The sequence below is a fragment of the Halorubrum marinum genome (genome assembly GCF_048381195.1).
Lineage (GTDB): Archaea > Halobacteriota > Halobacteria > Halobacteriales > Haloferacaceae > Halorubrum.
Genome location: NZ_JBLWMM010000006.1, coordinates 448,169 through 468,970, shown reverse-complemented (window position 1 = coordinate 468,970; position 20,802 = coordinate 448,169). Strand labels below are relative to the sequence as shown.

The 20,802-nt window shown below is 68.8% G+C and carries 20 protein-coding genes and 1 tRNA gene; 3 read left to right on the top strand and 18 right to left on the bottom strand.

Annotation, left to right across the window (positions count from 1 at the left end; translation table 11 throughout):
- Nucleotides 1–6: 6 nt before the first annotated feature.
- The 4 genes from ACNSN4_RS11725 to ACNSN4_RS11710 all read right to left on the bottom strand — a co-directional run bounded on the left by ACNSN4_RS11725 (nucleotide 7) and on the right by ACNSN4_RS11710 (nucleotide 3,009).
- A complete protein-coding gene (locus ACNSN4_RS11725; RefSeq protein ID WP_418286001.1) occupies nucleotides 7–1,068 on the bottom strand; it encodes a DNA replication complex subunit Gins51 in 1,062 nt (353 codons plus the stop codon).
- The gene (gene priS / locus ACNSN4_RS11720) at nucleotides 1,065–2,228 is read right to left on the bottom strand and encodes a DNA primase small subunit PriS (protein ID WP_418286000.1); all 1,164 of its coding nucleotides are present in this window, start codon (nucleotides 2,226–2,228) and stop codon (nucleotides 1,065–1,067) included. Before priS ends, ACNSN4_RS11725 begins: the two co-directional genes overlap by 4 nt.
- 129 nt (nucleotides 2,229–2,357) lie before the next feature.
- Nucleotides 2,358–2,714 (bottom strand): RNA polymerase Rpb4 family protein, encoded by a 357-nt coding sequence (locus ACNSN4_RS11715; RefSeq protein WP_418285999.1) that lies wholly within the window; start codon nucleotides 2,712–2,714, stop codon nucleotides 2,358–2,360.
- A 1-nt stretch (nucleotide 2,715) separates the two neighbouring features.
- Nucleotides 2,716–3,009 carry a 50S ribosomal protein L21e gene (locus tag ACNSN4_RS11710; RefSeq protein ID WP_418285998.1) on the bottom strand — a complete coding sequence of 98 codons (294 nt, stop codon included), beginning with the start codon at nucleotides 3,007–3,009 and terminating at the stop codon, nucleotides 2,716–2,718.
- A gap of 258 nt (nucleotides 3,010–3,267) precedes the next feature.
- Here ACNSN4_RS11710 and mptA point away from each other — a divergent pair, with 258 nt between their 5' ends.
- A complete protein-coding gene (mptA, locus tag ACNSN4_RS11705) occupies nucleotides 3,268–4,194 on the top strand; it encodes a GTP cyclohydrolase MptA (RefSeq protein WP_418285996.1) in 927 nt (308 codons plus the stop codon).
- A gap of 64 nt (nucleotides 4,195–4,258) precedes the next feature.
- Here the strand turns inward: mptA and ACNSN4_RS11700 are convergent.
- From ACNSN4_RS11700 to ACNSN4_RS11680, 5 genes are all read right to left on the bottom strand, one after another.
- A tRNA-Ser gene (locus ACNSN4_RS11700) sits at nucleotides 4,259–4,342 on the bottom strand.
- Between the two features lie 111 nt (nucleotides 4,343–4,453).
- Complete coding sequence (locus ACNSN4_RS11695; RefSeq protein WP_418285995.1) at nucleotides 4,454–4,861, bottom strand: DUF2267 domain-containing protein; 408 nt, start codon at nucleotides 4,859–4,861, stop codon at nucleotides 4,454–4,456.
- A gap of 120 nt (nucleotides 4,862–4,981) precedes the next feature.
- Nucleotides 4,982–5,788, bottom strand: coding sequence for a TrmB family transcriptional regulator (locus ACNSN4_RS11690; protein ID WP_418285994.1), 807 nt, complete (start codon nucleotides 5,786–5,788; stop codon nucleotides 4,982–4,984).
- 142 nt (nucleotides 5,789–5,930) lie between these two features.
- Entirely contained in the window at nucleotides 5,931–7,595 is a 1,665-nt protein-coding gene (locus ACNSN4_RS11685) for a DUF255 domain-containing protein (protein ID WP_418285993.1), read from the bottom strand.
- Nucleotides 7,596–7,796: 201 nt separating this feature from the next.
- Complete coding sequence (locus tag ACNSN4_RS11680) at nucleotides 7,797–8,018, bottom strand: DUF8028 family protein (RefSeq protein WP_418285992.1); 222 nt, start codon at nucleotides 8,016–8,018, stop codon at nucleotides 7,797–7,799.
- Between the two features lie 290 nt (nucleotides 8,019–8,308).
- Here ACNSN4_RS11680 and ACNSN4_RS11675 point away from each other — a divergent pair, with 290 nt between their 5' ends.
- Both ACNSN4_RS11675 and ACNSN4_RS11670 read left to right on the top strand, forming a co-directional pair.
- A complete protein-coding gene (locus tag ACNSN4_RS11675; protein WP_418285991.1) occupies nucleotides 8,309–9,412 on the top strand; it encodes an asparaginase in 1,104 nt (367 codons plus the stop codon).
- A 59-nt stretch (nucleotides 9,413–9,471) separates the two neighbouring features.
- Nucleotides 9,472–10,734, top strand: coding sequence for a hypothetical protein (locus ACNSN4_RS11670; protein WP_418285990.1), 1,263 nt, complete (start codon nucleotides 9,472–9,474; stop codon nucleotides 10,732–10,734).
- Between the two features lie 48 nt (nucleotides 10,735–10,782).
- Here ACNSN4_RS11670 and ACNSN4_RS11665 read toward each other — a convergent pair whose 3' ends face one another.
- From ACNSN4_RS11665 to cheB, 9 genes are all read right to left on the bottom strand, one after another.
- Nucleotides 10,783–11,844 carry an ATP-dependent ribose-1-phosphate kinase gene (locus ACNSN4_RS11665; RefSeq protein ID WP_418285989.1) on the bottom strand — a complete coding sequence of 354 codons (1,062 nt, stop codon included), beginning with the start codon at nucleotides 11,842–11,844 and terminating at the stop codon, nucleotides 10,783–10,785.
- The gene (locus tag ACNSN4_RS11660) at nucleotides 11,841–12,812 is read right to left on the bottom strand and encodes a ribose 1,5-bisphosphate isomerase (RefSeq protein WP_418285988.1); all 972 of its coding nucleotides are present in this window, start codon (nucleotides 12,810–12,812) and stop codon (nucleotides 11,841–11,843) included. Before ACNSN4_RS11660 ends, ACNSN4_RS11665 begins: the two co-directional genes overlap by 4 nt.
- A 165-nt stretch (nucleotides 12,813–12,977) precedes the next feature.
- A complete protein-coding gene (locus tag ACNSN4_RS11655) occupies nucleotides 12,978–13,670 on the bottom strand; it encodes a ribulose-1-phosphate aldolase (RefSeq protein ID WP_418285987.1) in 693 nt (230 codons plus the stop codon).
- Nucleotides 13,667–14,380: a ribulose-1,5-bisphosphate 5-phosphatase gene (locus ACNSN4_RS11650; RefSeq protein ID WP_418285986.1), complete on the bottom strand. Its 714-nt coding sequence runs from the start codon at nucleotides 14,378–14,380 to the stop codon at nucleotides 13,667–13,669. The genes ACNSN4_RS11655 and ACNSN4_RS11650 overlap by 4 nt, the downstream gene beginning before the upstream one ends.
- Before the next feature lie 237 nt (nucleotides 14,381–14,617).
- Nucleotides 14,618–15,490: a CheF family chemotaxis protein gene (locus ACNSN4_RS11645; protein WP_418285985.1), complete on the bottom strand. Its 873-nt coding sequence runs from the start codon at nucleotides 15,488–15,490 to the stop codon at nucleotides 14,618–14,620.
- Nucleotides 15,491–16,699: a HEAT repeat domain-containing protein gene (locus ACNSN4_RS11640; protein ID WP_418285984.1), complete on the bottom strand. Its 1,209-nt coding sequence runs from the start codon at nucleotides 16,697–16,699 to the stop codon at nucleotides 15,491–15,493. It lies immediately after the preceding gene.
- On the bottom strand, nucleotides 16,699–17,502 hold the full coding sequence (locus ACNSN4_RS11635) for a CheR family methyltransferase (RefSeq protein ID WP_418285983.1): 804 nt from the start codon (nucleotides 17,500–17,502) through the stop codon (nucleotides 16,699–16,701). Before ACNSN4_RS11635 ends, ACNSN4_RS11640 begins: the two co-directional genes overlap by 1 nt.
- Nucleotides 17,499–19,622: a chemotaxis protein CheA gene (locus tag ACNSN4_RS11630; protein WP_418285982.1), complete on the bottom strand. Its 2,124-nt coding sequence runs from the start codon at nucleotides 19,620–19,622 to the stop codon at nucleotides 17,499–17,501. Before ACNSN4_RS11630 ends, ACNSN4_RS11635 begins: the two co-directional genes overlap by 4 nt.
- Nucleotides 19,622–20,779: a chemotaxis-specific protein-glutamate methyltransferase CheB gene (gene cheB, locus ACNSN4_RS11625; protein WP_418285981.1), complete on the bottom strand. Its 1,158-nt coding sequence runs from the start codon at nucleotides 20,777–20,779 to the stop codon at nucleotides 19,622–19,624. Before cheB ends, ACNSN4_RS11630 begins: the two co-directional genes overlap by 1 nt.
- Nucleotides 20,780–20,802 lie beyond the last annotated feature (23 nt).

The following is a 20,802-nucleotide window of genomic DNA, read 5'->3' as shown; positions in this document are numbered from 1 at the left end:
CTCCGGTCAGTCGAGTCGCTCCGCGGCGTCTCGCTGGACGAGCGGAGCGGCGTTCTCGACGGGAAGGGTCACGACGTCCTCGCTCGCGAGGTCGTACTCGCGCTCGTCGACGCCGAAGATAGCTCCCACGTCGCGCGTGATGCGAACCGTCGCGCGGTCGTCGGTATCGCTCGACTCCGCCGGGTTGGGCGCTCCGATCGGTTCTCCGGATGACGAGGGACCGCTCGCCGTATCGTCCGGACCGGTCACGTCCGGAGCGCCGGGCGGTGCGGGCTCGGGCGGCACCGCCGTCGGGCCGCCGTCGGTCGTGGCGTCGGTCGTGGCGTCGGTCGGCGGGTCGGCCGACGCGTCGCCGTCGGCTTCGGTCTCGGTCGGATCCAGTTGGCCCGAGGATTCCGCGGCGGTCGACGACGGATCCCCGGACGCGTCGAGCGCGTCGGCGACCTCGTCTCCCGGCCCGCCCATGGCGTCGGCCAGCGCGCCGCTCCCGTCGTCAGTGGGATCGGCCGCTGCGTCTCTCTGAGAGGAGTGTGGCGCGTCAGCCGAGTCGGCGACGTCCGCTGACCCGTCACCGTCAGTCGGTGCCGGTTCGTCGGCGAGATTCGACGGGGGCGGTGCGGGCCCGTCCGCCGCGCCCGTCGTCCGCGGGTCGGCGGGGCCGGGATCGCTGGCCGGCGGGGTCTCGCCCGAGAGCACGTCGAGGACTCGCGATTTGTTCTCGCTGATCCGGTCGACGAGGTCGTCGAACAGCTGCCGCTCTTCGGTCGTCATCCCGTCGGCGTCGACCGACATGTCCGCCGCCGCGAACGACGCGAGCTTGACGACTTTTCCGACGCGGCGCTCGTAGAGCGCTTCGGCGACCTCCTCGGCCGTCTCGACCTCGTCGGACATCCGCCGAACGTCGTCGTCGGAGAACGGTTTGGCGACCTGCTCGGCGCGTCGGTCGCGGGCCGCGCGCATGTCGCCGACGTACGCGGCGACGTCGTCGTAAAAGGAGTCCCGCAGGTGCTGGAGGCTGTCCTTGCGGCGTTCCTTCGCCTGGGCCGATCTGAGCTCGTCGAGATTCATCGTTCGGGGGCTTTCCGCGCCTCGCCGCGGGCCATCAGGAAGACTCCCACGAACTCGGGCACGGTGTTTCTACCGGGTTCAACTCTGACGCGCTCACCGTTTAATTCTACCGTCCGATCGGCGTCGGTCTCGATCCGGATCTCGCGACCGACGAACCGGTCGGGCACCGCGTCGCGCAGCGGGTCGAACGCGTCGAGATCGGCGCGGTCGATCGGGGTCACCACGAGCCCGGAGCCGCCGTGAAGCGTTCTGGGGAGGCGAATGAGCCGACGCGTGTCGGTGGTGACCGGCTCGTCGATCGGGGCGGTGTCGGTCGCGGCCACGCGCGCGGCGAGCGCGGAGACGAGCCGCCGCACGCCCGGACCCCCGGCCTCGACGTTGCCCTCGCGGACCGCGGTCGGGTTCCGCTCGAACGCGCCGAGGATCGTCTCCGCGCGTCCCTCGCCGATCCCGTCGAGCTCCATCAGCCGCTCGCGGGCCGCGTCCTCGTCCATGTCACGGAGGTCGTTAGCGTACTCGACGAGCGCCTCGTGGACGCGGGCACCCCAGCCGCCCTCGGTTCGGAGGACGCGCTTGGTCGTGCCGCGCTCGGAGACGGTCCGAATAAGCCCGTCCGTGTTGAGGTCGATCGCGCGGACGTAATCGACGACCTCGCGGCGAGCCTCGCTGTCGAGCTCGCGAACGCTCTCGTCGCGAACGTGCACGTGGTAGCCGCGCCCGCCCGAGAAGACGACGGTACAGTCGTCGAACGAGAAGTCGTCGTCGAGGAAATCGAGGAGCCGGAAGAGGGCGTCTTTACACGCGGCGAGCATGTCGGGGTATGCGGTCGCCTCGGGATCGACACCGGGCAGGTGGTCGGCGTCGAGGTCGAACACGAGATCCGCCGACCGCCACCCCTTCTTCGACATCGTCGACGCCCCGGGATCGTCGTATCGAGCCGCCGAGAAGTACGCGTGTCGAGGCGCGTTGTCCGCGAAGAACGTGTCCACGTCACCGAGATCGTACATCGACTGGTGACGGACCATGGTCGTGCCCGAGCCCGGGGTCCACGGGATGTGGCCCCACTCGCGGAGGTTCGCATCCGGAGGGAGCTCCGGCGACGCGTGGCGGTAGTAGTCGCCGAACCGCCCTTTCAGGTACTCGCGCGTCCGGTCGTCCATCGTCTCGTCGAGTACCCGCGGTCGACGTATCAACGTGTCGTTCGCGGGCGGCGGCTCCCTCACTTCCGTTGGAACCGTCGCTACAGGGTCGTGACAGCGTTCGACATAATCGGGAGAAAAACCGGGCTCTTAGGCGTACTTCGCGACGATATCGAGAACCTCGTCGAGCTCGTCGCCGTCCAGCGAGTAGCGCTCTTGGGCGAACACCGAGCGGAGCTCGGTGCGGTCCTCGGGGAGGAGGTCGGCGATCTTCACCGCCGTCGGCACGTCGATCTGTTCGAGCTCGGTGAGCTCTTCGACGAGCTCGCGGGACTCCTCGCCGTCGAGGCGCGCGAACCGGTTCACGTGCTCGATCGCGCGAGCGAGCTCGTAGCGGAGGTCGCGGTCCTCGTCTTCGGCCCGGTCGGCCTCGATGTCGACGAGGATCTCTTTCGCCTCCGCGGTGGTGACGTACTCCTCGTCGAGCTTCTCTTTGAATATCGTCATCTCAGTGCTGCTGGGCGGACATGTGTGCGGCGCGCACGATGAGCGTCTTCGTCTTGCCGCCGTCCGTGATCTCGACTTTGAACGCGGCGCCCTGCTTGCCCGTCACGGTTCCCGTACGGCCGTCGAAGCGCGGGTGGAAGCGGCCTTCCTGCACGCTGGGGTCGATCTTGAGGTGAACCTGTGAGCCCGCCTCGAACTCCTGGATCGCTCGCTGCGGCGGCGACGTACCGCGGTCGCGAGGTTTGTTCGAGAGCTTGTCACGGGTCGCCTTCTGGGGCCCATTGGAACTCGGCATGGTCTTGGGCGTCCTTCCGCTGCCGCAGGTATAAATGGTGCGTTACGTTCCGGCGAGCGCGATCCGGCCGTGGTACTTAACAGCGAAGCGACCGGTGAACCGCCTCGGGGTCAAGCCCCGAGACACTCGCCTTGCGTATCTATAGAGACCGGCGTGATTCGGGAACACGACCCGGTGAGAATTCGATGCGGCGCAGGAAGGCGACGACGCTCCCCCCATCGAAAGCACTAATCAACTGCCTCCCATACCAATGTTGGAATGAGTCATCAGCTGCCGGACGTGCAAGCGTCGGCGCCAGACGTGACCGTCGGGTTGTCGCAGGTCGGCGTCACCGGCGTGGAGAAACTCGTCAAACTCGCTCGCGGCGATAAGCGTCCAATCGTGCTCATGGCCGAGTTCGAGGTGTTCGTCGACCTCCCGAGCGGCCGGAAAGGCATCGACATGTCCCGCAATCTCGCGACGATCGACGAAATTCTCGAAGAGATCACCCGCGAGGAGGCGTACCGCGTGGAGGACGTCTGCGGCGACGCCGCCGAGAGACTCTTAGAGAAACACGACTACACCACCACCGCGGAGGTGTCGATGACGGCCGAGCTCGTCACTCGCGAAGACACGCCTGCGTCCGGTATCGAGACCCAGAGCACGGCGACGATCATCGCCAGCGCCATCGCGACCGACGACGGCACGCACGAGGAGATCGGCGCCGAGGTCACCGGGATGACCGTCTGTCCCTGCTCGCAGGGGATGAGCGAGTCGCGTGCCCGCGAGAAGCTCGCCGAGTTAGGTGTCGACGACGAGACGACCGAGGCGTTCTTGGAGGCCGTCCCGCAGCCCGGACACTCCCAGCGCGGCCACGCCACGCTGACGGTCACTACTGAGGGCCATCCGGATATCGACCTGCGTGACGTTATCGACGTCGCCCGCGACTCGATGAGCGCTCGCATCTACAACATGGCGAAACGTCCCGACGAGGACCACATGACGTATCAGGCGCACGCCGACGCGAAGTTCGTCGAAGACTGCGTTCGCGCGCTCGCCGAGGGGACCGTCGAGGAATTCGACCACCTCCCGGACGAGGCCGTGGTCCACATGAAACAGTCGAACGACGAGTCGATCCACCAACACAACGCCCACGCGGAACGCGAAGTGACGATGGGCAATCTCCGCGACGAGCTCGGCAACTGAGCCGGCTCGACCCGTTCGAGCGCCGAACTCATGCGGACGGGCGGGGACGGGACTGCGCGCGCGACGGTGGGAGCGGGATTCGAACCCACGAGGCCTCTCGGCCACCTGCTTTCCAAGCAGGCACCTTCGTCCGCTCGGTCATCCCACCACGGTCGGTCCGTCGGCTCGCGCCGCAATTATCTGGGGCCCGCCGCTGGGGGTCCCACGGAGAGGTCCGTCACGGGGGGTTCATCGTCGAACACGGATGCCACTACCCGTTTCAGTCGGCGGCGTCGACGATCTCGAACAGCTTCCTCCAGTTCTCGTCCGATTCGCTTTCGGGGAGCATGTCCCGAAGCTGTTGGAAGTCCGACTCCGGAACCTGCGCGTGGACGAGGTCCATCACGATCCGCGCGTGATACGCCGCGTCCGCCGGGTCGACACCCTCGATCTCGCTCACCCGCTCGACGAACTCCGACCAGTCGAAACGCTGTCCGTGTTCGTGGACCGCGCCGGTGAGATACCACTTGATCTCGATGGGAAGCGACGCGGCGAGGTCCTCCGCGTTACCTTCGGGGATCCGCTGTCCGAGCGTCATGAGCGTCGCGCGAATCGCTCGCAACGTCTCCCCGGTCCCGGGCGTGCCGAGTCGATGCTGTGCTTGACCGGTGAATTCATCGAAGTTCATACGTCCATAGACATCATGAACGATCATTAAGTAAGAGGGTCGTTCCCGCTCCGTGGAAACGGCGATCGAAACGGACCAGACCCGAGTCGACGGCCAAACGACCGCCTGCCCCGTCGATCGCTACCCCAGCGTCAGCGGCTCTGCCTCGGCCCACCGCGGCTCGAACTGGTCTTTCACGCTCGCTGCGAACTCGGCGTCCTTGACGTCTATCATCGCGAACGGCTCGTCGCCCGAGAGCGGGTGCGGCACCTCGATACACACCTCAACGCCGTCGAAGACGTTGAACGTCCCGTCGACATCGGGAACCGTCCGCACTTCAAATCCGTCCATGTCGGAGAGTTCCGCCGTGTACCGTCGGCCGACGCTTCGGGGTAGCGCGTCGACGGTCGCCGGCGACAGCAACACGCGGATCTCGACGCCTCGGTCGAGTGCCGACTCCAGTTCCGCCGCCACCTGCTCGCCGACGGTTCCGAGGTCGAATCCCGTCGCGGGCGCGCCAGCGACGACGACCATCCGGCGTTCGGCGGCCGCGATGCGTTCCAAGAGGAGATCGGTCGCGTCCTCGGCGCCGACGGCGGCGGTCCAGAACTGCCCGTCGACCGGTTCACCCGCGTCGAGCTCCGTCGAGAGGTCGTCGACGACCTCCTCGTACTGCTCGGCCTGCGTCGCTAACTCCCGCTTTTTTTCGTCCAAGAGCCGATCGAGCGCCGCGTCCGGTTCGACGGCGGCGTACTTCTTCGGCCGACTGGCCGCCTGACTCCGAACGAGGTTGTGCTGTTCCAAGCTGTTGAGCACGTCGTACACTCGCCCCATCGGGACCTCGCTGGCGCGCGAGAGGTCCTTCGCCGTCGTCGGTCCCGTCCGTAAGAGCGCGCGGTACGCCCGAGCCTCGTACTCGGAGAGACCGAGGTCGCGCAGAGATGCCATATGCGACGATTAGTTAGCAGCGTGATAAACGCGTCGGCGGTTTACACGGAACGCCGGTTGCTACGGCCGAAATAGGTCGTCGGAGGTCCGGCGTCAATCTTCTCGACGATAGGCGAGTAACGAGTGGACTGAGCCGATGGCGCTACTCGACCGTCTCCGCGACCCGCGACATCAACTCCTCCGGCGTTTCCGCTGGCATCGATGCCGACGCCGCGTCACCGGAGAGCACGACCGCCGTTCCCTCGTCGACCGGCACCGGGCTCGGCGCGTCCTCTCGGTGCGCGTTCGGCGCGACGACCTTCTCGTGGTCCGCCACGCGCCACGCGGCGCGGTGGAGGTCGCTCCCGGGCGCGTCGCCGACGGCGACGACGGTCGTCCCCCGGCGTATCCGTCCCGCGAGGCTCCCGTATCCGGCGACTTGGACGCTGAGACGCTCGGTCGCGCCAGCGAACGCCTCGGCCGTCTCTCTGGCGACCGTCTCGTAGCGCTCGTCGCCGGTGAGGGCGGCCAGATCGAGCAGCGAAGTCGCCAGCTCCACGTTCCCGTCGAGCGGGCGGAACGGCCGGTCGAGTAGTCCCGCGCCCGACCGCGGCCCGTCGACGAACGAGCCGTCGACCCGGAGCCGGTCGATCGCTCGGTCCGCAACCGCGCGGGCGGCGTCGACGCCGTCGCCGAGCACGCCGGCTGCGCGAGTGTACGCGCTCACGACCCGCGCGAGATCCTCCAAGAGGTCCGCCTCGCCGACCTCGTCGCTTCCGCGGTAGTGGACGACCTCGCCGGTGTCGGGGTCGATCAGGTCGCGTTCGAGCCCATCGAGGATCCGCTCGGCGTACTCGCGGGCGCGCTCGTCGTCGGTGTAGGCGGCGACGGCGAGCAGCGCGTCCGCCGCAAGCGCGTTGCCGCCGGCGAAGACGGTGAGGTCGCGGCGCGGCGCGTCGAGGTCAGCGCGGTCCTCGGCCGAGGCCGCGTAGTACGCGCGGCCGAGCCCCGGACCGAGGCTGCCGCCGACGCCGTAGCCGGTCCAGAGGTCGTCGGTGAGGAACGCGACGGCGTCCGTCGCAGGGTCGAGGTAGGCCGGATCGCCCGTGTAGAGGTACGCGTTCGCGAACGCCCGCGTGACGGCCGCGTTCGTGTCGAGCGGCTTCTCGTAGGCGACGTCTCCCCAGTCGCGAGTCCCGGCGAACCGGAAAAAGCCGCCAGCGACGTCGTCTGCGAGGTGGTCGCGCACCGCGTCGAGCGTTCGGAGGGCGCGGTCGCGGTCGCGCTTCAGCGCGAACTCCACGGTCCGCGGGAGCGGGAACTTCGCGTCGGTACCCCACCCGGCGTACTCCGCGTCGTACTTCGCCTCGAGCTGGCCGGCCAGGTGGCTCTCTATCGCGTCGGTCACCTCGCCGCTCGGCGGGAGGTCGGCGTCGAGCGCGCGCGGGATCCGACCCGCCGAGCGGCCCTTGTCGGCCCACAGCTGTCGAACCGATTCGAGCACCTGCCGCATTCCGTCGACGTCGAGGTAGCCAGCGCCTGTCAGCAGTTCGCCGTCCGGAGTGAGGAAGGCGGTCGTCGGGAACCCGCCCATGTTGTACCGCTCGCGAACCCGGGGATTCCGGTCGACGTCGACGCGTACCGGCACGAATCCCTCGTTGACGTTGGCGGCGATCCGCGGCTCCGCGTACGTGATCGCGTCCATCTCGTGACAGCCCTCACACCACGTCGCGGACAGCGAGAGGAGCACGGGCCGGTCGCGCTCGTCCGCCTCGGCGAACGCCTCGTGGCCCCAGTCGCGCCACTCGACGTGTGTCTCGTCGGTCATACGGAACGTCGGTCCGGGCGGTGGGTAAGCGCTTCGAGACCGATCGGTGAGGGCTGATCGGCGGGAACAGTGGAGGGAAAGCGAGAGCGTGGAGGGAAAGCGAGAGCGTGGAGGGAAAGCGAGAGCGTGGAGGGAGGGCGTCGTCGTCGGAGGGCGACGGCCTGTCGTCGTCGGTGGGACGATTCGGGGGGCGTGGCGGCCTCAGCGCTTGTAGTCGTGGCCGACCGCGAGCGCGAGGGCGTTGGCGACCAGCAGACCGACGAACAGCAATCCGGTGGTTCCGTTGAGCCCCATGTATAGCAGCACCGGGTACGCGGTCGGAATCGCGATCGCCGCCCAGAAGGCGGCGGCTTTCACCGTACCGGTCATCAGTCCGGCGACCTGTCGGCCAGATGCGAGTCGCGTGGAAGCGGGGGTTGACATGGACGATTATTCATATAACTGGACACCACATATAGCCCGCCGAGGGTTCGGGGGATTTCACCACGTTTCCCGCCTATCCGGGACGTTTTAAAACGCCCTAAGAATCAACGTAACTCTTTATCGAGCGCTCTGATACTTTGTTACCCGATCATAGTTTCGAACTACTGCCGGTCCGGACCGGTCGGTCGATCCTCGACTCGCGCTCGCTCGCTCGGTTCCGCCTCGTACCGATCCGCCGCGGACGCTGCCGCGGGACCAACCGCTTTACCGGTCCGGTGAGATCACCCGGTATGACCGCGAACGAGCCGACGACGGACGAGGAACGCGACCCATCGAGCACACCCTTCGAGGCGGCGAGGAACGCGAGCGCACCGAAACCGGCGGCGACCGACGGCGGGTCGCTCCCGCACGTTGCCGTCGTCGCCTGCGGCGGTACGATCGCTTCGGAGCCCGACGAGGGCGGCGCGGCGCCGGCGAAGACGGGCGACGACCTCGTCGCGGCGGTCCCCGGCGTCGAGCGGTACGCGACGGTGACCGCGCGCGAGGTCTGCTCGCAACCGGGGTTCGACGTCCGCTGGCGCGACGTGCTCGCGACCGCGGCCGCCGCCCGCGACGCGGTTGACGACGGGGCCGACGGCGTCGTCGTCACGCACGGGACGGACACCCTCGCCGACACCGCCTTCGCGCTCGACCTGCTGACCGATCTGTCCGCACCGGTCGTCGTCACCGGCGCGCAGCGACGGCTGGACGAGCCGTCCAGCGACGCGCCGGCGAACCTGACGCTCGCGGTCCGGGCCGCGGCCGACGATCGGTTCACGCCGGGGGTCCACGTCGCGTTCGACGACGAGCTTCACGCCGCACGCGACGTGGTCAAGGGCCACAGCAACGCGCTCTCGACGATGAAATCACCGGGAACCGGACCGGTCGCGACGGTCACTCGCGCCGACGAGCGGATCGTTCGCGAGCCGCGCCGCGGCGTCGCCGCCGCCCCGCTCGACGTCCTACTCGAGACACCCGACGGGGTCGACGTTCCGGAGGTGCCCGTGATCCACTCCGGGACCGGCGTCGGGGCCGACCACCTGGTGCGCGCGGTCGACGCCGGGGTCGGCGGCCTCGTGATCGAGGGGACCGGACTCGGGAACGTCACCGGCGCACTCGGCGACGCCGTGAGTGAGGTCGACGATGACGTACCGGTCGTCGTCGCCGGGCGGCCCCCTGCGGGCCCGACCGAACCGGTCTACGGGACACCGGGCGGTGGGGTAACGCTGGCGGACCACGGCGTCGTCTTCGCGGGCGCGCTCCCCGCCTCGAAAGCGCGGATAGCGCTGGCGCTCGGCCTCGCGGCCGGGGTCGACCGCGACACCCTTCCGTCGCTGTTCCGCCCGCCCGCGTAACACAGACCGTCGTTTGTGCCTCCACGAGGCCCTTATGTATCGGCCGCCTAGGGGAGAGCATGACCGAACGCGGCACTGAACGCGAGCGTACCCGACGGCGGTTCCTGTGGGGCGTCGGCGCGAGTGGGGCCGTCGCCTTCGCTGGCTGTACGGACGGCGGAGATCCGAGAAGCGGAGACGACTCCGGTTCCGGAGACGATACCACCGACGGAAGCGGTTCCGACGACGGAGACGAGCCGGATGACGGCGACGCCGACGACGGGTCCACTGACGACCTCGTCACGGCGGTCCACCAGACCGGCGGCGCACTCACCGGTCCCGCGTGGGACCCGGAGGTTCGACGGGGGTTCTGCGTCCTGTTCCGCGACGCGGGGGAGGCGTCGTGGTTGCTCCGCGACGCCGACGCGGAGACGCGGGCGTTCGTCGAGGAGACCGATTTCGGTGCGTCCGCGCTCGCGTACGCGGAGTCGATCGGACCGACCACCTGCCACAACGAGATCGCCTTCGCGGACGTCGCCGTCCAAGACGGGGTCCTCGTCGGGGACGCGGCCGTCGAGAACACCGCCGGAGACAACGAGGCGTGCGGCGAGGCGATCACCTATCCGGGGGCGCTTCTCCGGGTCACGGTCGACCCGCTCCCGGACGCGATCCGGCTGTCGATCACGGACGGCTGGGGAGAGACGAGCGTGGTGACCGGCGAGGACGGCGTCAGCGACTCCGAGGCACTCCCCGGCGGCGTGCGCCCGGACGGTGAACCAGCGGTGATCCCGACCGAGTTCGAGTGCGAGACGGACGGGTTCGAGCGCCACCCGCAGGCGTACGAGGGAGCGGTCAACTGGGGTGGCGGGAGCGACGTCGACGACGGCGACTCGAACGGCGACGCCGACAGCGACGACCGGACCGGCGGCCCGCTCGCTCTCCGAGTCGTGATCCCCGGCGACGACGGGGGCGGCGACGGGAGTGACTCCGCGCTGACGATCGCCCGCGGCACCGGGTTCCGGATCGAGTTGACGAACGTCTCGGGCCGCCTGACGTACGTCGGTAACCGAGGAAAGTACAACCTCGAACTGCGCACGGGGTCCGGGTGGACCGAGATCCGCGGCACCGACGGCGACGCCGCCTTCGTCTACACCGACGAGGCGCTCGCGATTCGGCCGGGCGAGACGCTCAGCTGGGTGTTCGAGATGACGGAGACGGGTCTCGTCGAGAACGGGCCGCACGCGGACGCGCTTCGGGTGTGTCCGGACCTCGTCCCGGGGCGCTATCGGTTCGTCTTCTGGGGCGCGGACGACCTCGCGGTCGCGTTCGACTACGAGGGCTGAGGCCGCCAGCGCGTCCTCCTCGCGAACCCACCGGGGCGCGATCGACACTCACACCCGGATCTCGATCAGGAGGTCAGATTCGGGGGAGTCGCCCATCACGCTCCGAATCCGGTCCCACGAGAGGTCCGCCCGCGCGGTGACGGTCTCGGCCGCGATCGCGCCGCAGGCGTTGCCGACGAGCAGGGGGACCTGATAGTCGCGGGGGTCGTGGGAGAACCCCTCGTCGCCGACGATCGCCGGTTCGCGGAGCGCGGCACCGAGGAACCCGGCTGCGAAGGCGTCGCCCGCGCCGGCCGTGTCGACCGGATCGATGTCGAATCCGGGGTGTGAGACGTCGCCGTGGGGGGTACGGATCGTCGCCCCCTCGCCTCCGAGCTTGATCGCGACGACGCGGTCCTCGGGCTCCCACGGGTCGATATCGGTCGCGTCGGCGAGCGCGTCCGCCTCGCGGGCGTTCACGAAGAGCACGTCAGTGGCGTGTACCGCGGCGTCGAACTCGCGGTCGCCGACCCGCCGACCCGGGTCGAAGCTGCGGGTCGCACCCGCCTCGCCCGCGGCGGTCGCCAGCGCGGCGGCCGTCTCGGGCTGCTGGCCGGTGAGATGGAGATGATCGGCCGCCGCCAACGTGTCGCGGTCGAGCTCGGCCGCCGTGAACGACTCGTTGGCCCCGTCGTTCGCGAGCATGAGCAGCTCGCCGCCGCCGTCGACGATGACGTACTTCACCGAGGTGGGTTCGTCGGCGTCGACCAGTACCTGTCCGGGGTCGACGCCGGCGCTCGCCAGCTCGCGGAGTGCGAGCGCGCCCGACTCGTCGCCGCCGACGCTGCCGTAGACGACCGACTGCCCGCCCAGATCGACGAGCCCGACCGCGACGTTCGCGGCGCTGCCGCCGCCGGACTGTTCGAGTCGCGTGATGCGCGTCTCGCCGTCAGGCTCCGGGAGTCGGTCGACGTGGATCGTCACGTCCCAGTTGATGTGGCCGGCCGAGATCACCTTCGGGGTGCGGCTCGACTCCTCGGGAGCGAGGTCGGGATCGGAGTCGACGGTGAGGTCGGAGTCGGCCTCGGGGTCCGACTCGACCCCGAGGCCCGGACGGTCGCCCTCGCTCATGATTCCGCCCACGGCTCCGCGGCCCCCTCGCCGAACAGCTCCCGCATCAGCGTCACGATGCTCTCCGGCGGGAACTGGCCCTGCTCGGTGACGATCGCATCCATGTACCGCGGGGGCGTCACGTCGAACGCCGGGTTCCGGACGTCGATCTCGCCGATCTCCTCGCGAGACTCCGGATCGATCACCTCCTCCTCCGACCGCATCTCGATCTCGACCGTGTGTCCGGTCAGCGTCTCCGGGTGGAGCTTGATCGTCTGTGCCGCGGTCATGATCGGGACGCCGCGCTCGCGGGCGTTGACCGCGAGCCCCGAGGTACCGATCTTGTTTATGACGCCGCCGTCGGCCGCGATCGAGTCGGCGCCGACGATAACGTGATCGACCTCGTTGAGGTATCGACGCGCCGCGGAGTCGACGATGAGCGTAACTGGGACCCCGATGTCGCGGAGCTGTTCGGCGGTGATGTGCCCCTGCTGTCGCGGTCGCGTCTCCTTCACGACCGCCGATATCGACTTCCCCTGCTCGACGGCCGCCTCGATACACGCCAAGGCGTCCGTCGAATGACAGTGAGTCATCACCGTGTCGCCGTCGGCGAGGCGGTTCGCGCCGACTCGACCGAGATCGTCCTGCGCGCGGTCGAGCTGGCGGACGAACTCCTCGCTCGCAGAGATAACGCTGTCGCGCAACTCGTCCGCGTCCTGCCCGTCCATCCGCTGGAGCACGTACCTGAGGGCGTTCGGCAGCGAGACCGCGGTCGGGCGCGTCTCGCGCAGCGTCCGCGCCGCCGCTCGCATCGACGCCCGAAACGCCTCCGGGTCGCTCGCGGCCGAGCCTTCTGATGCGGCCGCACGGGCCTGTTCGGCGAGCGCTTCCGCCGCCGCGGAGGCGATGGTCGCGGCACCGCGAATCTCCATCGTCGCGATCGATTCGGCGGTCTCGCGTACCGCGGCCGCTTGCTCGGTATCGGTCATACCGATCCCGTAGCCGTCCGGGTATTTATAAAACCGGGCGACCGACCCGCCGAGGGTGCGGCGAGCGGGGCGGAGGGACGGACCCGACGGGAGAGCGGCGAGCGGGGCGGAGGGACGGACCAGCCGAGGTGCGGCGGGCGGACGAGCCGCGAAGTCCCGCGCCGACTACGGCTCGTCCGCGTCCGGCTGCTGGCCGTAGCTCTCGAACCGCTCCTCGACGGTCGCCATCTGCTCGTCGGTGAGGACGTGGGGCTCCCCGACGGACGACGCCCTGAGGTAGAGCCGACAGATGTCCTCGACGTGTCGCGTGTTCTCGACCGCCGTCTCGATGTCGGGGCCGGTGACGACGAGCCCGTGGTTCGCGAGGATCACGGCGTCGGAGTCGGCCTCGGCCATCGCGGCGACGGCGTTCGCGGCCAGCGCCTCCGTGCCGTACGGCGCGTAGTCGGCGAGCGGGACCTCGCGGCCCACGGCGGCGATCATGTAGTGAACCGGCGGGAGCCTCCGGTGGAGCGTCGCCATGGTCGTCGCCCACGGCGAGTGAGTGTGCACGATCGCGCCCGGTCGGTCGTGTTTATAAATGCCCGTGTGCATCGGCACCTCGCTCGACGGGGCCATCCGCCCCGCCACCCGTTCGCCGTCGAGGTCGACGACCGGAACGTCTGCGGCGTCGAAGGAGTCGTACGGGACGCCGGTGGGGGTGACCGCGACCCTGTCGCCGTCGCGGACGCTCAGGTTTCCGGTACGCCCGGGCGTCAGGTCGGCGAGCGCCGGCGCGTACTCGACGACGGCGTCGCGGGCGTCCCGCAGCACGTCTGGCGCGGCGTCGTCGAGCCCGGCGTCGACGTCGTCGGTCACAGCGCCACCTCCGTGAGATCCGCAAACTCGTCGACACGGTAGTCCGGGATCCGTGGCCCGCGAAGCTCGTCGCGGTCGGGCGTCTCGCCGTCCGCGACGAACAGCGCGGTGTCCATCCCGAGCGCGTTCGCGCCCTCGACGTCGGCCTCGACGTTGTCGCCGACCACGAGGACCTCGCTCGGGCGGCAGTCGAGCGCCGCGAGCGCCGTGGTGAACGGGAGCGCGCTCGGCTTCTCGCGACCGACCTCTTCTGAGGTGACGAGGCGATCGACGTAGTCGTCGATTCCGAGCCGAGCGAGCTTCTCCAACTGGACGTTGGTCGTGAGGTTCGTGACGACGGCGATCGACGTTCCCGCGTCGGCGAGCGCGTCGAACACGGCCTCGACCCCGTCACAGAGCGCCATCTCGGTCATGTACCCCTCCCAGTACGCCTCGCCGACAGCGAGTGCGGCCGCAGCGTCGTGGGCGTCGGCGTGGGCCCGGAGCGCCCGCTTGAAGTAGATAAACCGCTCGTGAGACGCCGCCGTGCCACCGGTCTCGCGCTTCGCCTCGCGACGACCGGCCGCGTACAGTTCGTCGAACGTCTCCCGATCCATCTCGTACCCGTGCGCTCGAAACGCGTCGAGCGCCGCTCGCTTTCCCGCCTCGTTACAGGGGGAGTACGGGTAGAGGGTGTTGTCGAGGTCGAAAAACACTGCCTCGTAGCTCATGTACGCCAACTCGGCGCGGCGGTTACTTAAGCGTGGTTCGACGGAGCAAAGCGCTGGCCGCCTCGTGCGACTTGCGTGATCGCTTTTCAACGATGCCGCGGCCAACGGCCCCGTGAGCTGACTCGTCGCCCGCGGCGGCCGAGGCGGGAGCCCGGCGCACCGCCGTGGGAGAGCGGCCGCGCCGGCTGTTCGCCATCGCGGTCGGCCGCCGATAAACGACGAAAGTGCCGAGGGAGCTTACTGCTCGTTCATCGCCTCGCTGGCGATGTTGCGCCCACGTGAGTTCAGGGCGACCTCGCGGCGGATTCGTACCTCCTCGACGACCTCGAGGTCGACGAGCCGCTCGAACGTCTCCTCGACACCGTCGACCTCCATCCCGAGGAACGCCGGGATCTCGAACGGCGAGACCCCGGAGTACAGCGCCATCAGCACCTCCCGGTCGCGGCTGGAAAGATCGACGTTCGTGGAGCTACGCTCCTCGCCCTTCCGGAGCCACGCCTCGACGAACCGCATTCGGCTGGAGTCGCCCGCGACGTGAGTCTCGATGCTCGTCCCCTCGTCGTCGGTGTGTGACACCTCGATCACGGGCTTCTTTTCGCCGTTGACGGTGCGTTTGGCAGCGTCGAGGCCGCTGATGTCGTCGAGGTCGAACTCCACGAATTTGCCGCCCTCGAGCGCGGCGTTGAGACCGTTCTCATCGATTTTCACGCGAGCCTGTTCCCACTCGGTGTCCTGCACGACGCCGCCCTCGATGGCCGGATGTTTTGCCATCAGAGTCCGCTGATCGAGCAGCGCACGGTAGACGTCGAGCTCGAACTCCTCGTGGTCGGCGGCCGCGACGAGCAACACCTGCTCGCCGAGGTCGAAGCTCACGTAGTTGGACACCCGGGCGACCGACTGGTTAGCGTCGTGTCGACCGCTCAGCCCGTGCAGTTTCGAGAGCGGGATCGTCCGCTTCCCGTCGTTCCCCGCGAGGATCAGGCGCTTGTTCGAGAGAAGTACCCGACCGGGAGTCCACGAGACGTCGTTCATCTTGCGTCCCTCGCGGACGGCGACCGCGAACCGCCCTTGGGTGTCTGCGACTTTGTACTCACCTTCCCCGTCGCTCATCTATGGTCCCTCCGCGCGAAGCTTGGACACCGCCGAGAACACGCGCTTGCGGACTGCTGCGCTCTCGTCGTCGGTGAGCGCTTCGAGGCGGTCCAGCGTGGTCTGCCCGCCCACCTGTCCGAGCACGAACACCGCCTTCGCCCGCGCGTCCTCGGGGTGTTCCGTCCCGAGGCGGTCGACCAGTCGGTCTTCGACGACCGGTCCGCCGAGACTCTTGAGACTCGTCGCCGCGAACTGGGCGGTCTGAGGATCGTCGTCCGCGAGCGCCTCAGCCAGCGCCTCGACCGCGAGCGTCGACTCCGGCTCGGCGACGCGGCCGAGGATCCACGCCGCGTTCCGACGCTGGCGGCGCTGCTGGCCGTCGATCAGGATCTCGACGAGCGGTTCGACGACCGTCTCGTCGTCGGCCTGCTTCAGTTCGGAGACGACTCGGTCGCGGACCGCGTGGCTCTGCTGGGTCGGTACGTTCGAGAGCAGCTCGATAATCGAGTAGACGGCGGCGTTGCGGACGACGGCGCTCTCGTCGCCGAGCGCTCGCGCCAGCGGTTCGACCGGCTCCGGGTTGTTCGCTTTTCCGAGTGCCCCGGCGGCGATGCGGCGGACCGACTCGTCCGGGTCCGCAAGAAGGTCGAGAAGCGGCGCGAGCGCCTGGTCGGTGCCGATGTTTCCGAGCGAGTTCGCCGCGGCCCGCTTGACGCGCGGCTCGTCGTCCAACCGCCCGGTCAGTCCAGGCACCGCCCGCGGGTCGGCAAACGTTCCGCAGGCCTCGCATGCGCGGAGCCTCACGCGGGGATCGTCGTCGTTCAACGCGTTGACGAGGGCTTGGAGCCCGCTCGCGTCGCCGAGACGGCCGAGCGCCCGCGCGGCCGCCATCCGCAGCTCCGGACGGTCGGCCCGCAGCGCGCGTGCGAACTTCCGAGCGGTGACCCACTCCGCCTCGGAACCGCTGGTCCCCGTGAGCTCCGCGAGGAGCTGTTCGAGAGCCGACTCGCCGATATCGTCGAGCGCGTCGACCGCGGCCCCCCGAACCGCCGGGTCCTCGTCGGTCGTCGCTGCCCGCAGGAGCCGGTCGATGGTCGCCTGCTCGTCGACGTCGCTGAGTTCGCCGAGGAACTCGACTGCCCGCTTCCGAACGGCGGTGCTTTCGCTGCCCAACGCGTCCCTGAGCCGCTCGACGTTCCCGTCACGCGCGTGCTGGTAGAGCGACATCAGACCCTCCGGAACACCCGTCGACGCTTGTCTATCGACTCGTACCTGTCCGCGCGGTCCGGCGGAACGCTCTCCGTCATTCCGAGGACGAGCACACCGTCCTCGGCCAGCGACGCCTCCAGCGTGTCGAACAGCGCGCCCTTGTGGTCGACGTCGATATAGATCAGGAGATTCCGGCAGAACACCACGTCGAACGGGTCCCGCGCGCCGTCGCGGATCAGATCGTGCGTCTCGAAGTCGACGAGCCGCCGAACCTCGCGCCGAACGCGGAACGCGTCTCCGTCCTGCTCGACGTAGCGGTCGGCCTCCGACAGCGGTTCGAGCTCGGCCGCGATGTCGGTCGTGCGCGTCGTCTGGTAGACCCCTTCGCGGGCGTTCTCCAGCGCCTGCTCACTGATATCCGAGCCGAGCACCTCGACGCGCGACTCGTCGATCTCCGGATCGTCACAGGCCAACATCGCGACCGAGTACGGCTCTCGCCCGTCGGCCGAAGGGGCGGACCAGACGCGGACGCGTCGCCGGTCGCTCGTCCGCTCGCGGAGCACGTCCCGGAGCACGTCCCACATCTCCGGGTTGCGGAAGAACTCCGTCACGTTGATCGTGAGCGCGTCCATGAGCGCCTGCCGCTCCGATTCGTCGTCGCGGAGAATTCGCTCGTACTCGGCGTGCGAATCGGTGTCTCGCCGGCGCATCCGGGCGGTGATACGTCGATCGAGGTACGACTCGTTGTAGTACCCCGGCTCGAACGGGACCGTGTCGTCGATCTGTCTGAGGACGCCCTCGAAGGCTGTCTCGTCGCTCATAGACTCACCACGTCGAGAACGGCGACGACGTCGCCGTCGCCGAGGACGGCAGTCCCGCTGAGTCCGGGAGTCCCGGACAGCGGACCGTCGAGCGGTTTCACGACCACTTCTTCCTGATCGAGGACGGCGTCGCAGTGGAGTGCGACCTGCCGCGTCTCCTCGCGGATACGGACCAGCATTCCGCCGTCGACGGTGCCACCGTCGGTCGTCGCGGACTCGGCGCCGACGGGTTCGGTGGCTGTGGACTCAGCTTCGGCCTCGGCGGCCGAAGAGTCAGCCGCGGCGACGCTGCTGTCGGCGAGCCGGTCGTTCAGTCGGACGACGGGGTACAGGTCGTCCTCGTGCCGGACGATCTCGTCGCCGTGAACCGCTTCGATATCGTTCGCACGGGCGACCTCCGCGATCGATTTTATCGGAATGCCGTACTCCGTGCCGCCGACGTCGACGAACATCACCTTCACGATGGCGACCGTGACCGGGAGCCGGAACCGGACCGTGGTCCCCTCCCCGGGCTCGCTGTCGACGGAGACCGAGCCGTCGAGGTCGCGAGCGGTGGTTCGGACGACATCCATCCCGACGCCTCGCCCCGAGACGTCCGTGACCTCCTCGGCGGTGGAGAATCCCGGGTGGAACACCAGATCGTACACCTCGTTATCCGTCATCGCGTCGACCGCCTCTCGGCTCTTGACGTCCTCGGCGATCGCCTTCTCGCGGAGTCGATCAGGGTCGAGACCGCCGCCGTCGTCGCTCACTTCGATGATGACGTGGTCGCGTTCGCGCTCCGCGCGGAGTTGGACGTGACCGGTCGGGTCTTTTTCGGCCGCCTCACGCTCCCCGGGCGATTCGATCCCGTGATCGACCGCGTTCCGAAGGACGTGCACGAGCGGGTCGCGCATCTCGGTCAGGATCGTCCGATCGAGTTCCACGTCGGCGCCCTCGATATCGAAGGCGATCTGCTTGTCGAGGTCGCGCGAGATATCGCGGACGAGTCGCGGGAACGAGTCGGAGACCTGCGAGAACGGAATGAGCCGCATATCCATCGCGGTGTCTTGGAGACTGGAGGCGAGCTTGTCGAGTTCGTCTAACGCGTCCGACTGAGCGTTCGCCTCCTCCAGCTCGCGGCGGAGCTTGATACGGCTCGTTACGAGCTGTTCGACGAGCCCGTAGAGCTCGTCGACCTGGTCGACGTCGACACGGATCGACTTGATTTCGTCGCGCCCGTCAGAACTAGATCCGGATCCGGTGTCTTCCGATGTGGACTCTTCGGCGTCGTCGTCCGCCGTCGTTTCAGCGGCGGCCGCGTCGCCGACAAGCACCGTCTCGACCGCCTCGACCTGCGTGAGGGCTTCGAGCCCCTCGGCGACGACGTCACGGTCGGCCCCGGCGACGAATGCGTCGAACCGCTCGTCGTACTCGCCGTTTTCCAAGGCTTCGGGAGACGGCTCGGTAACGTGATCGTCGAACTGGCTGTCAAGCGCCTGGAGGACGAGCGTGGCGTCGACGCCCGCCATCGCCGTTTCGCCGATCGTCACGTCCGCGTACACGACCGGGCTATCAAAGTCGTCGACGGCGGGCGGGAGATCCGGAACCGAGAGGGTATCGGCTTCCGTGTCGTCACCGTCGTCTGCTATCTCGTCGTCTGCTATCTCGTCGTCTGCTATCTCGTCGTCTGCTATCTCGTCGTCTGTGCTCGTCTCGACCTCGGAATCCGCATCGTCGGCGGACTCGCCCTCCGCCTCCGCGGTCCCGTGTTCCTCCATCGCGCGCAGGCGACGTTCCAGCTCGGAGGGGTCGGTCGTCACATCGCCGGAGTCGGCGATCTCCGCGACCATCGCCTCGACGGTGTCGACCCCCTCGAACAGGAGGTCCATCAGCTCTGGTGTGGCTTCCCGATCGCCCTGCCGAACGGCGTCAAGCAGGTCCTCCAGCGCGTGGCCGAACGAGGAGACGTCCTCGTACCCCATCGCCGCGGCGTTCCCCTTGAGCGTGTGTGCGACCCGAAACACGTCGTCCATCGCGGCGGCGTCTCCGGGGTCGGCCTCTAAGGCGAGCAGCGCGTTGTTGAGGTCGGTGACTCCGTCTTCGGCCTCGGCGACGAACGCGGCGCGGTGCGAGTCCATCAGGCCTCACCCCCCACGATTGCGCCGGCCACGTCGTCGAGGTCGTACACCTCGTCGACACCGCCCGTCTCGACGGCTCGCTTCGGCATTCCGTAGATGACGCAGGTGTCCTCGCTCTGTGCGAGGGTTCGTGCGCCAGCGTCCGCCATCGCCTGGATACCCGCAGTCGCGTCGGATCCCATCCCCGTCAGCACGACGCCGACCAGGGGCCCATCGACGACCTCGGCGGCCGAGCGCATCGTGATGTCGGCGGCGGGCGTGACCGACTGGTCGTCATCCTCGTCGAGCTTGACGCGGAGCCGTCCCGCCCGGTAGCTGTCGATCCGCGTGTGGCTCCCGCCCTGCGCGACGAGCGCTTCGCCGGCACCGATCCGCTCGCCGTCGCTCGCCTCGCGAACGTCGTAGGCCGAGGCGGCGTCGAGCCGCTCGGCGAATCGCGGCGTGAACGCCTCGGGCATGTGCTGGACGATAACGATACGGCAGTCAGCCATCGGCAGCGCGCCCATCACGCGCTCGACCGCGTTCGGGCCGCCGGTCGAGGCGGCGATCACCACCGTCAGCGGACCGTCCACGTCGAGCGTTGCGGTCGACTCGATCGGGCTCGACTCATCCGACGCCGGCGGCGCGGAGCTTCCCCCGGGCGGGTCGGAATCTGCGGGGCTCGCAGCGCGCTGGTCCCGCTCGTGCAGGTCCTGCTCGCGCCGGTTACGCGTCGCCGCGTCGAGGTCGGCCTCCGCCACGGATCTGACGGCCTCGACGAGTCGGTCCGACTCGCGAGAGACGCCCGTAGAGACTTCGCCGCCCGGTTTCGAAAAGAAATCGACCGCGCCGCGTTCGAGCGCCTCGAAGGTGACGTCGGCGCCCTCCGCGGTGTGTGCCGACAGCATCAACACGGGCGTCGGCGTCTCGTCCATCAGCCGTTCGACGGCTTCGAGTCCGCCCATCCCGGGCATCTCGACATCCATCGTCACCACGTCCGGACGCGTCTCGGCGACAATCGACAGCGCCTCCGCACCGTCGCCGGCTTCGCCGACCACCGACACACCGGCGTCCGCCAGGAGGTCGGCGATCAGCCCTCGCATGAACGGCGAGTCGTCGACGACCACCGCCCGCACGGACCCCTCGCGTGTGCCCCGTCGGTCCGTCGTCCTACTCATGTCCGTAAGCGGTCGCAGAATTA

Excerpts from the sequence above, each read along its gene's own strand:
- ACNSN4_RS11640 (WP_418285984.1), bottom strand. The coding sequence starts at position 16,699 with ATGTCGCTCTACCAGCACGCGCGTGACGGGAACGTCGAGCGGCTCAGG.
- ACNSN4_RS11685 (WP_418285993.1), bottom strand. The coding sequence starts at position 7,595 with ATGACCGACGAGACACACGTCGAGTGGCGCGACTGGGGCCACGAGGCG.
- ACNSN4_RS11675 (WP_418285991.1), top strand. The coding sequence starts at position 8,309 with ATGACCGCGAACGAGCCGACGACGGACGAGGAACGCGACCCATCGAGC.
- ACNSN4_RS11690 (WP_418285994.1), bottom strand. The coding sequence starts at position 5,788 with ATGGCATCTCTGCGCGACCTCGGTCTCTCCGAGTACGAGGCTCGGGCG.
- mptA (WP_418285996.1), top strand. The coding sequence starts at position 3,268 with ATGAGTCATCAGCTGCCGGACGTGCAAGCGTCGGCGCCAGACGTGACC.
- ACNSN4_RS11710 (WP_418285998.1), bottom strand. The coding sequence starts at position 3,009 with ATGCCGAGTTCCAATGGGCCCCAGAAGGCGACCCGTGACAAGCTCTCG.
- ACNSN4_RS11695 (WP_418285995.1), bottom strand. The coding sequence starts at position 4,861 with ATGAACTTCGATGAATTCACCGGTCAAGCACAGCATCGACTCGGCACG.
- ACNSN4_RS11680 (WP_418285992.1), bottom strand. The coding sequence starts at position 8,018 with ATGTCAACCCCCGCTTCCACGCGACTCGCATCTGGCCGACAGGTCGCC.
- ACNSN4_RS11660 (WP_418285988.1), bottom strand. The coding sequence starts at position 12,812 with ATGACCGATACCGAGCAAGCGGCCGCGGTACGCGAGACCGCCGAATCG.
- ACNSN4_RS11665 (WP_418285989.1), bottom strand. The coding sequence starts at position 11,844 with ATGAGCGAGGGCGACCGTCCGGGCCTCGGGGTCGAGTCGGACCCCGAG.
- ACNSN4_RS11635 (WP_418285983.1), bottom strand. The coding sequence starts at position 17,502 with ATGAGCGACGAGACAGCCTTCGAGGGCGTCCTCAGACAGATCGACGAC.
- ACNSN4_RS11725 (WP_418286001.1), bottom strand. The coding sequence starts at position 1,068 with ATGAATCTCGACGAGCTCAGATCGGCCCAGGCGAAGGAACGCCGCAAG.
- ACNSN4_RS11715 (WP_418285999.1), bottom strand. The coding sequence starts at position 2,714 with ATGACGATATTCAAAGAGAAGCTCGACGAGGAGTACGTCACCACCGCG.
- ACNSN4_RS11650 (WP_418285986.1), bottom strand. The coding sequence starts at position 14,380 with ATGAGCTACGAGGCAGTGTTTTTCGACCTCGACAACACCCTCTACCCG.
- priS (WP_418286000.1), bottom strand. The coding sequence starts at position 2,228 with ATGGACGACCGGACGCGCGAGTACCTGAAAGGGCGGTTCGGCGACTAC.
- ACNSN4_RS11670 (WP_418285990.1), top strand. The coding sequence starts at position 9,472 with ATGACCGAACGCGGCACTGAACGCGAGCGTACCCGACGGCGGTTCCTG.
- cheB (WP_418285981.1), bottom strand. The coding sequence starts at position 20,779 with ATGAGTAGGACGACGGACCGACGGGGCACACGCGAGGGGTCCGTGCGG.
- ACNSN4_RS11630 (WP_418285982.1), bottom strand. The coding sequence starts at position 19,622 with ATGGACTCGCACCGCGCCGCGTTCGTCGCCGAGGCCGAAGACGGAGTC.
- ACNSN4_RS11645 (WP_418285985.1), bottom strand. The coding sequence starts at position 15,490 with ATGAGCGACGGGGAAGGTGAGTACAAAGTCGCAGACACCCAAGGGCGG.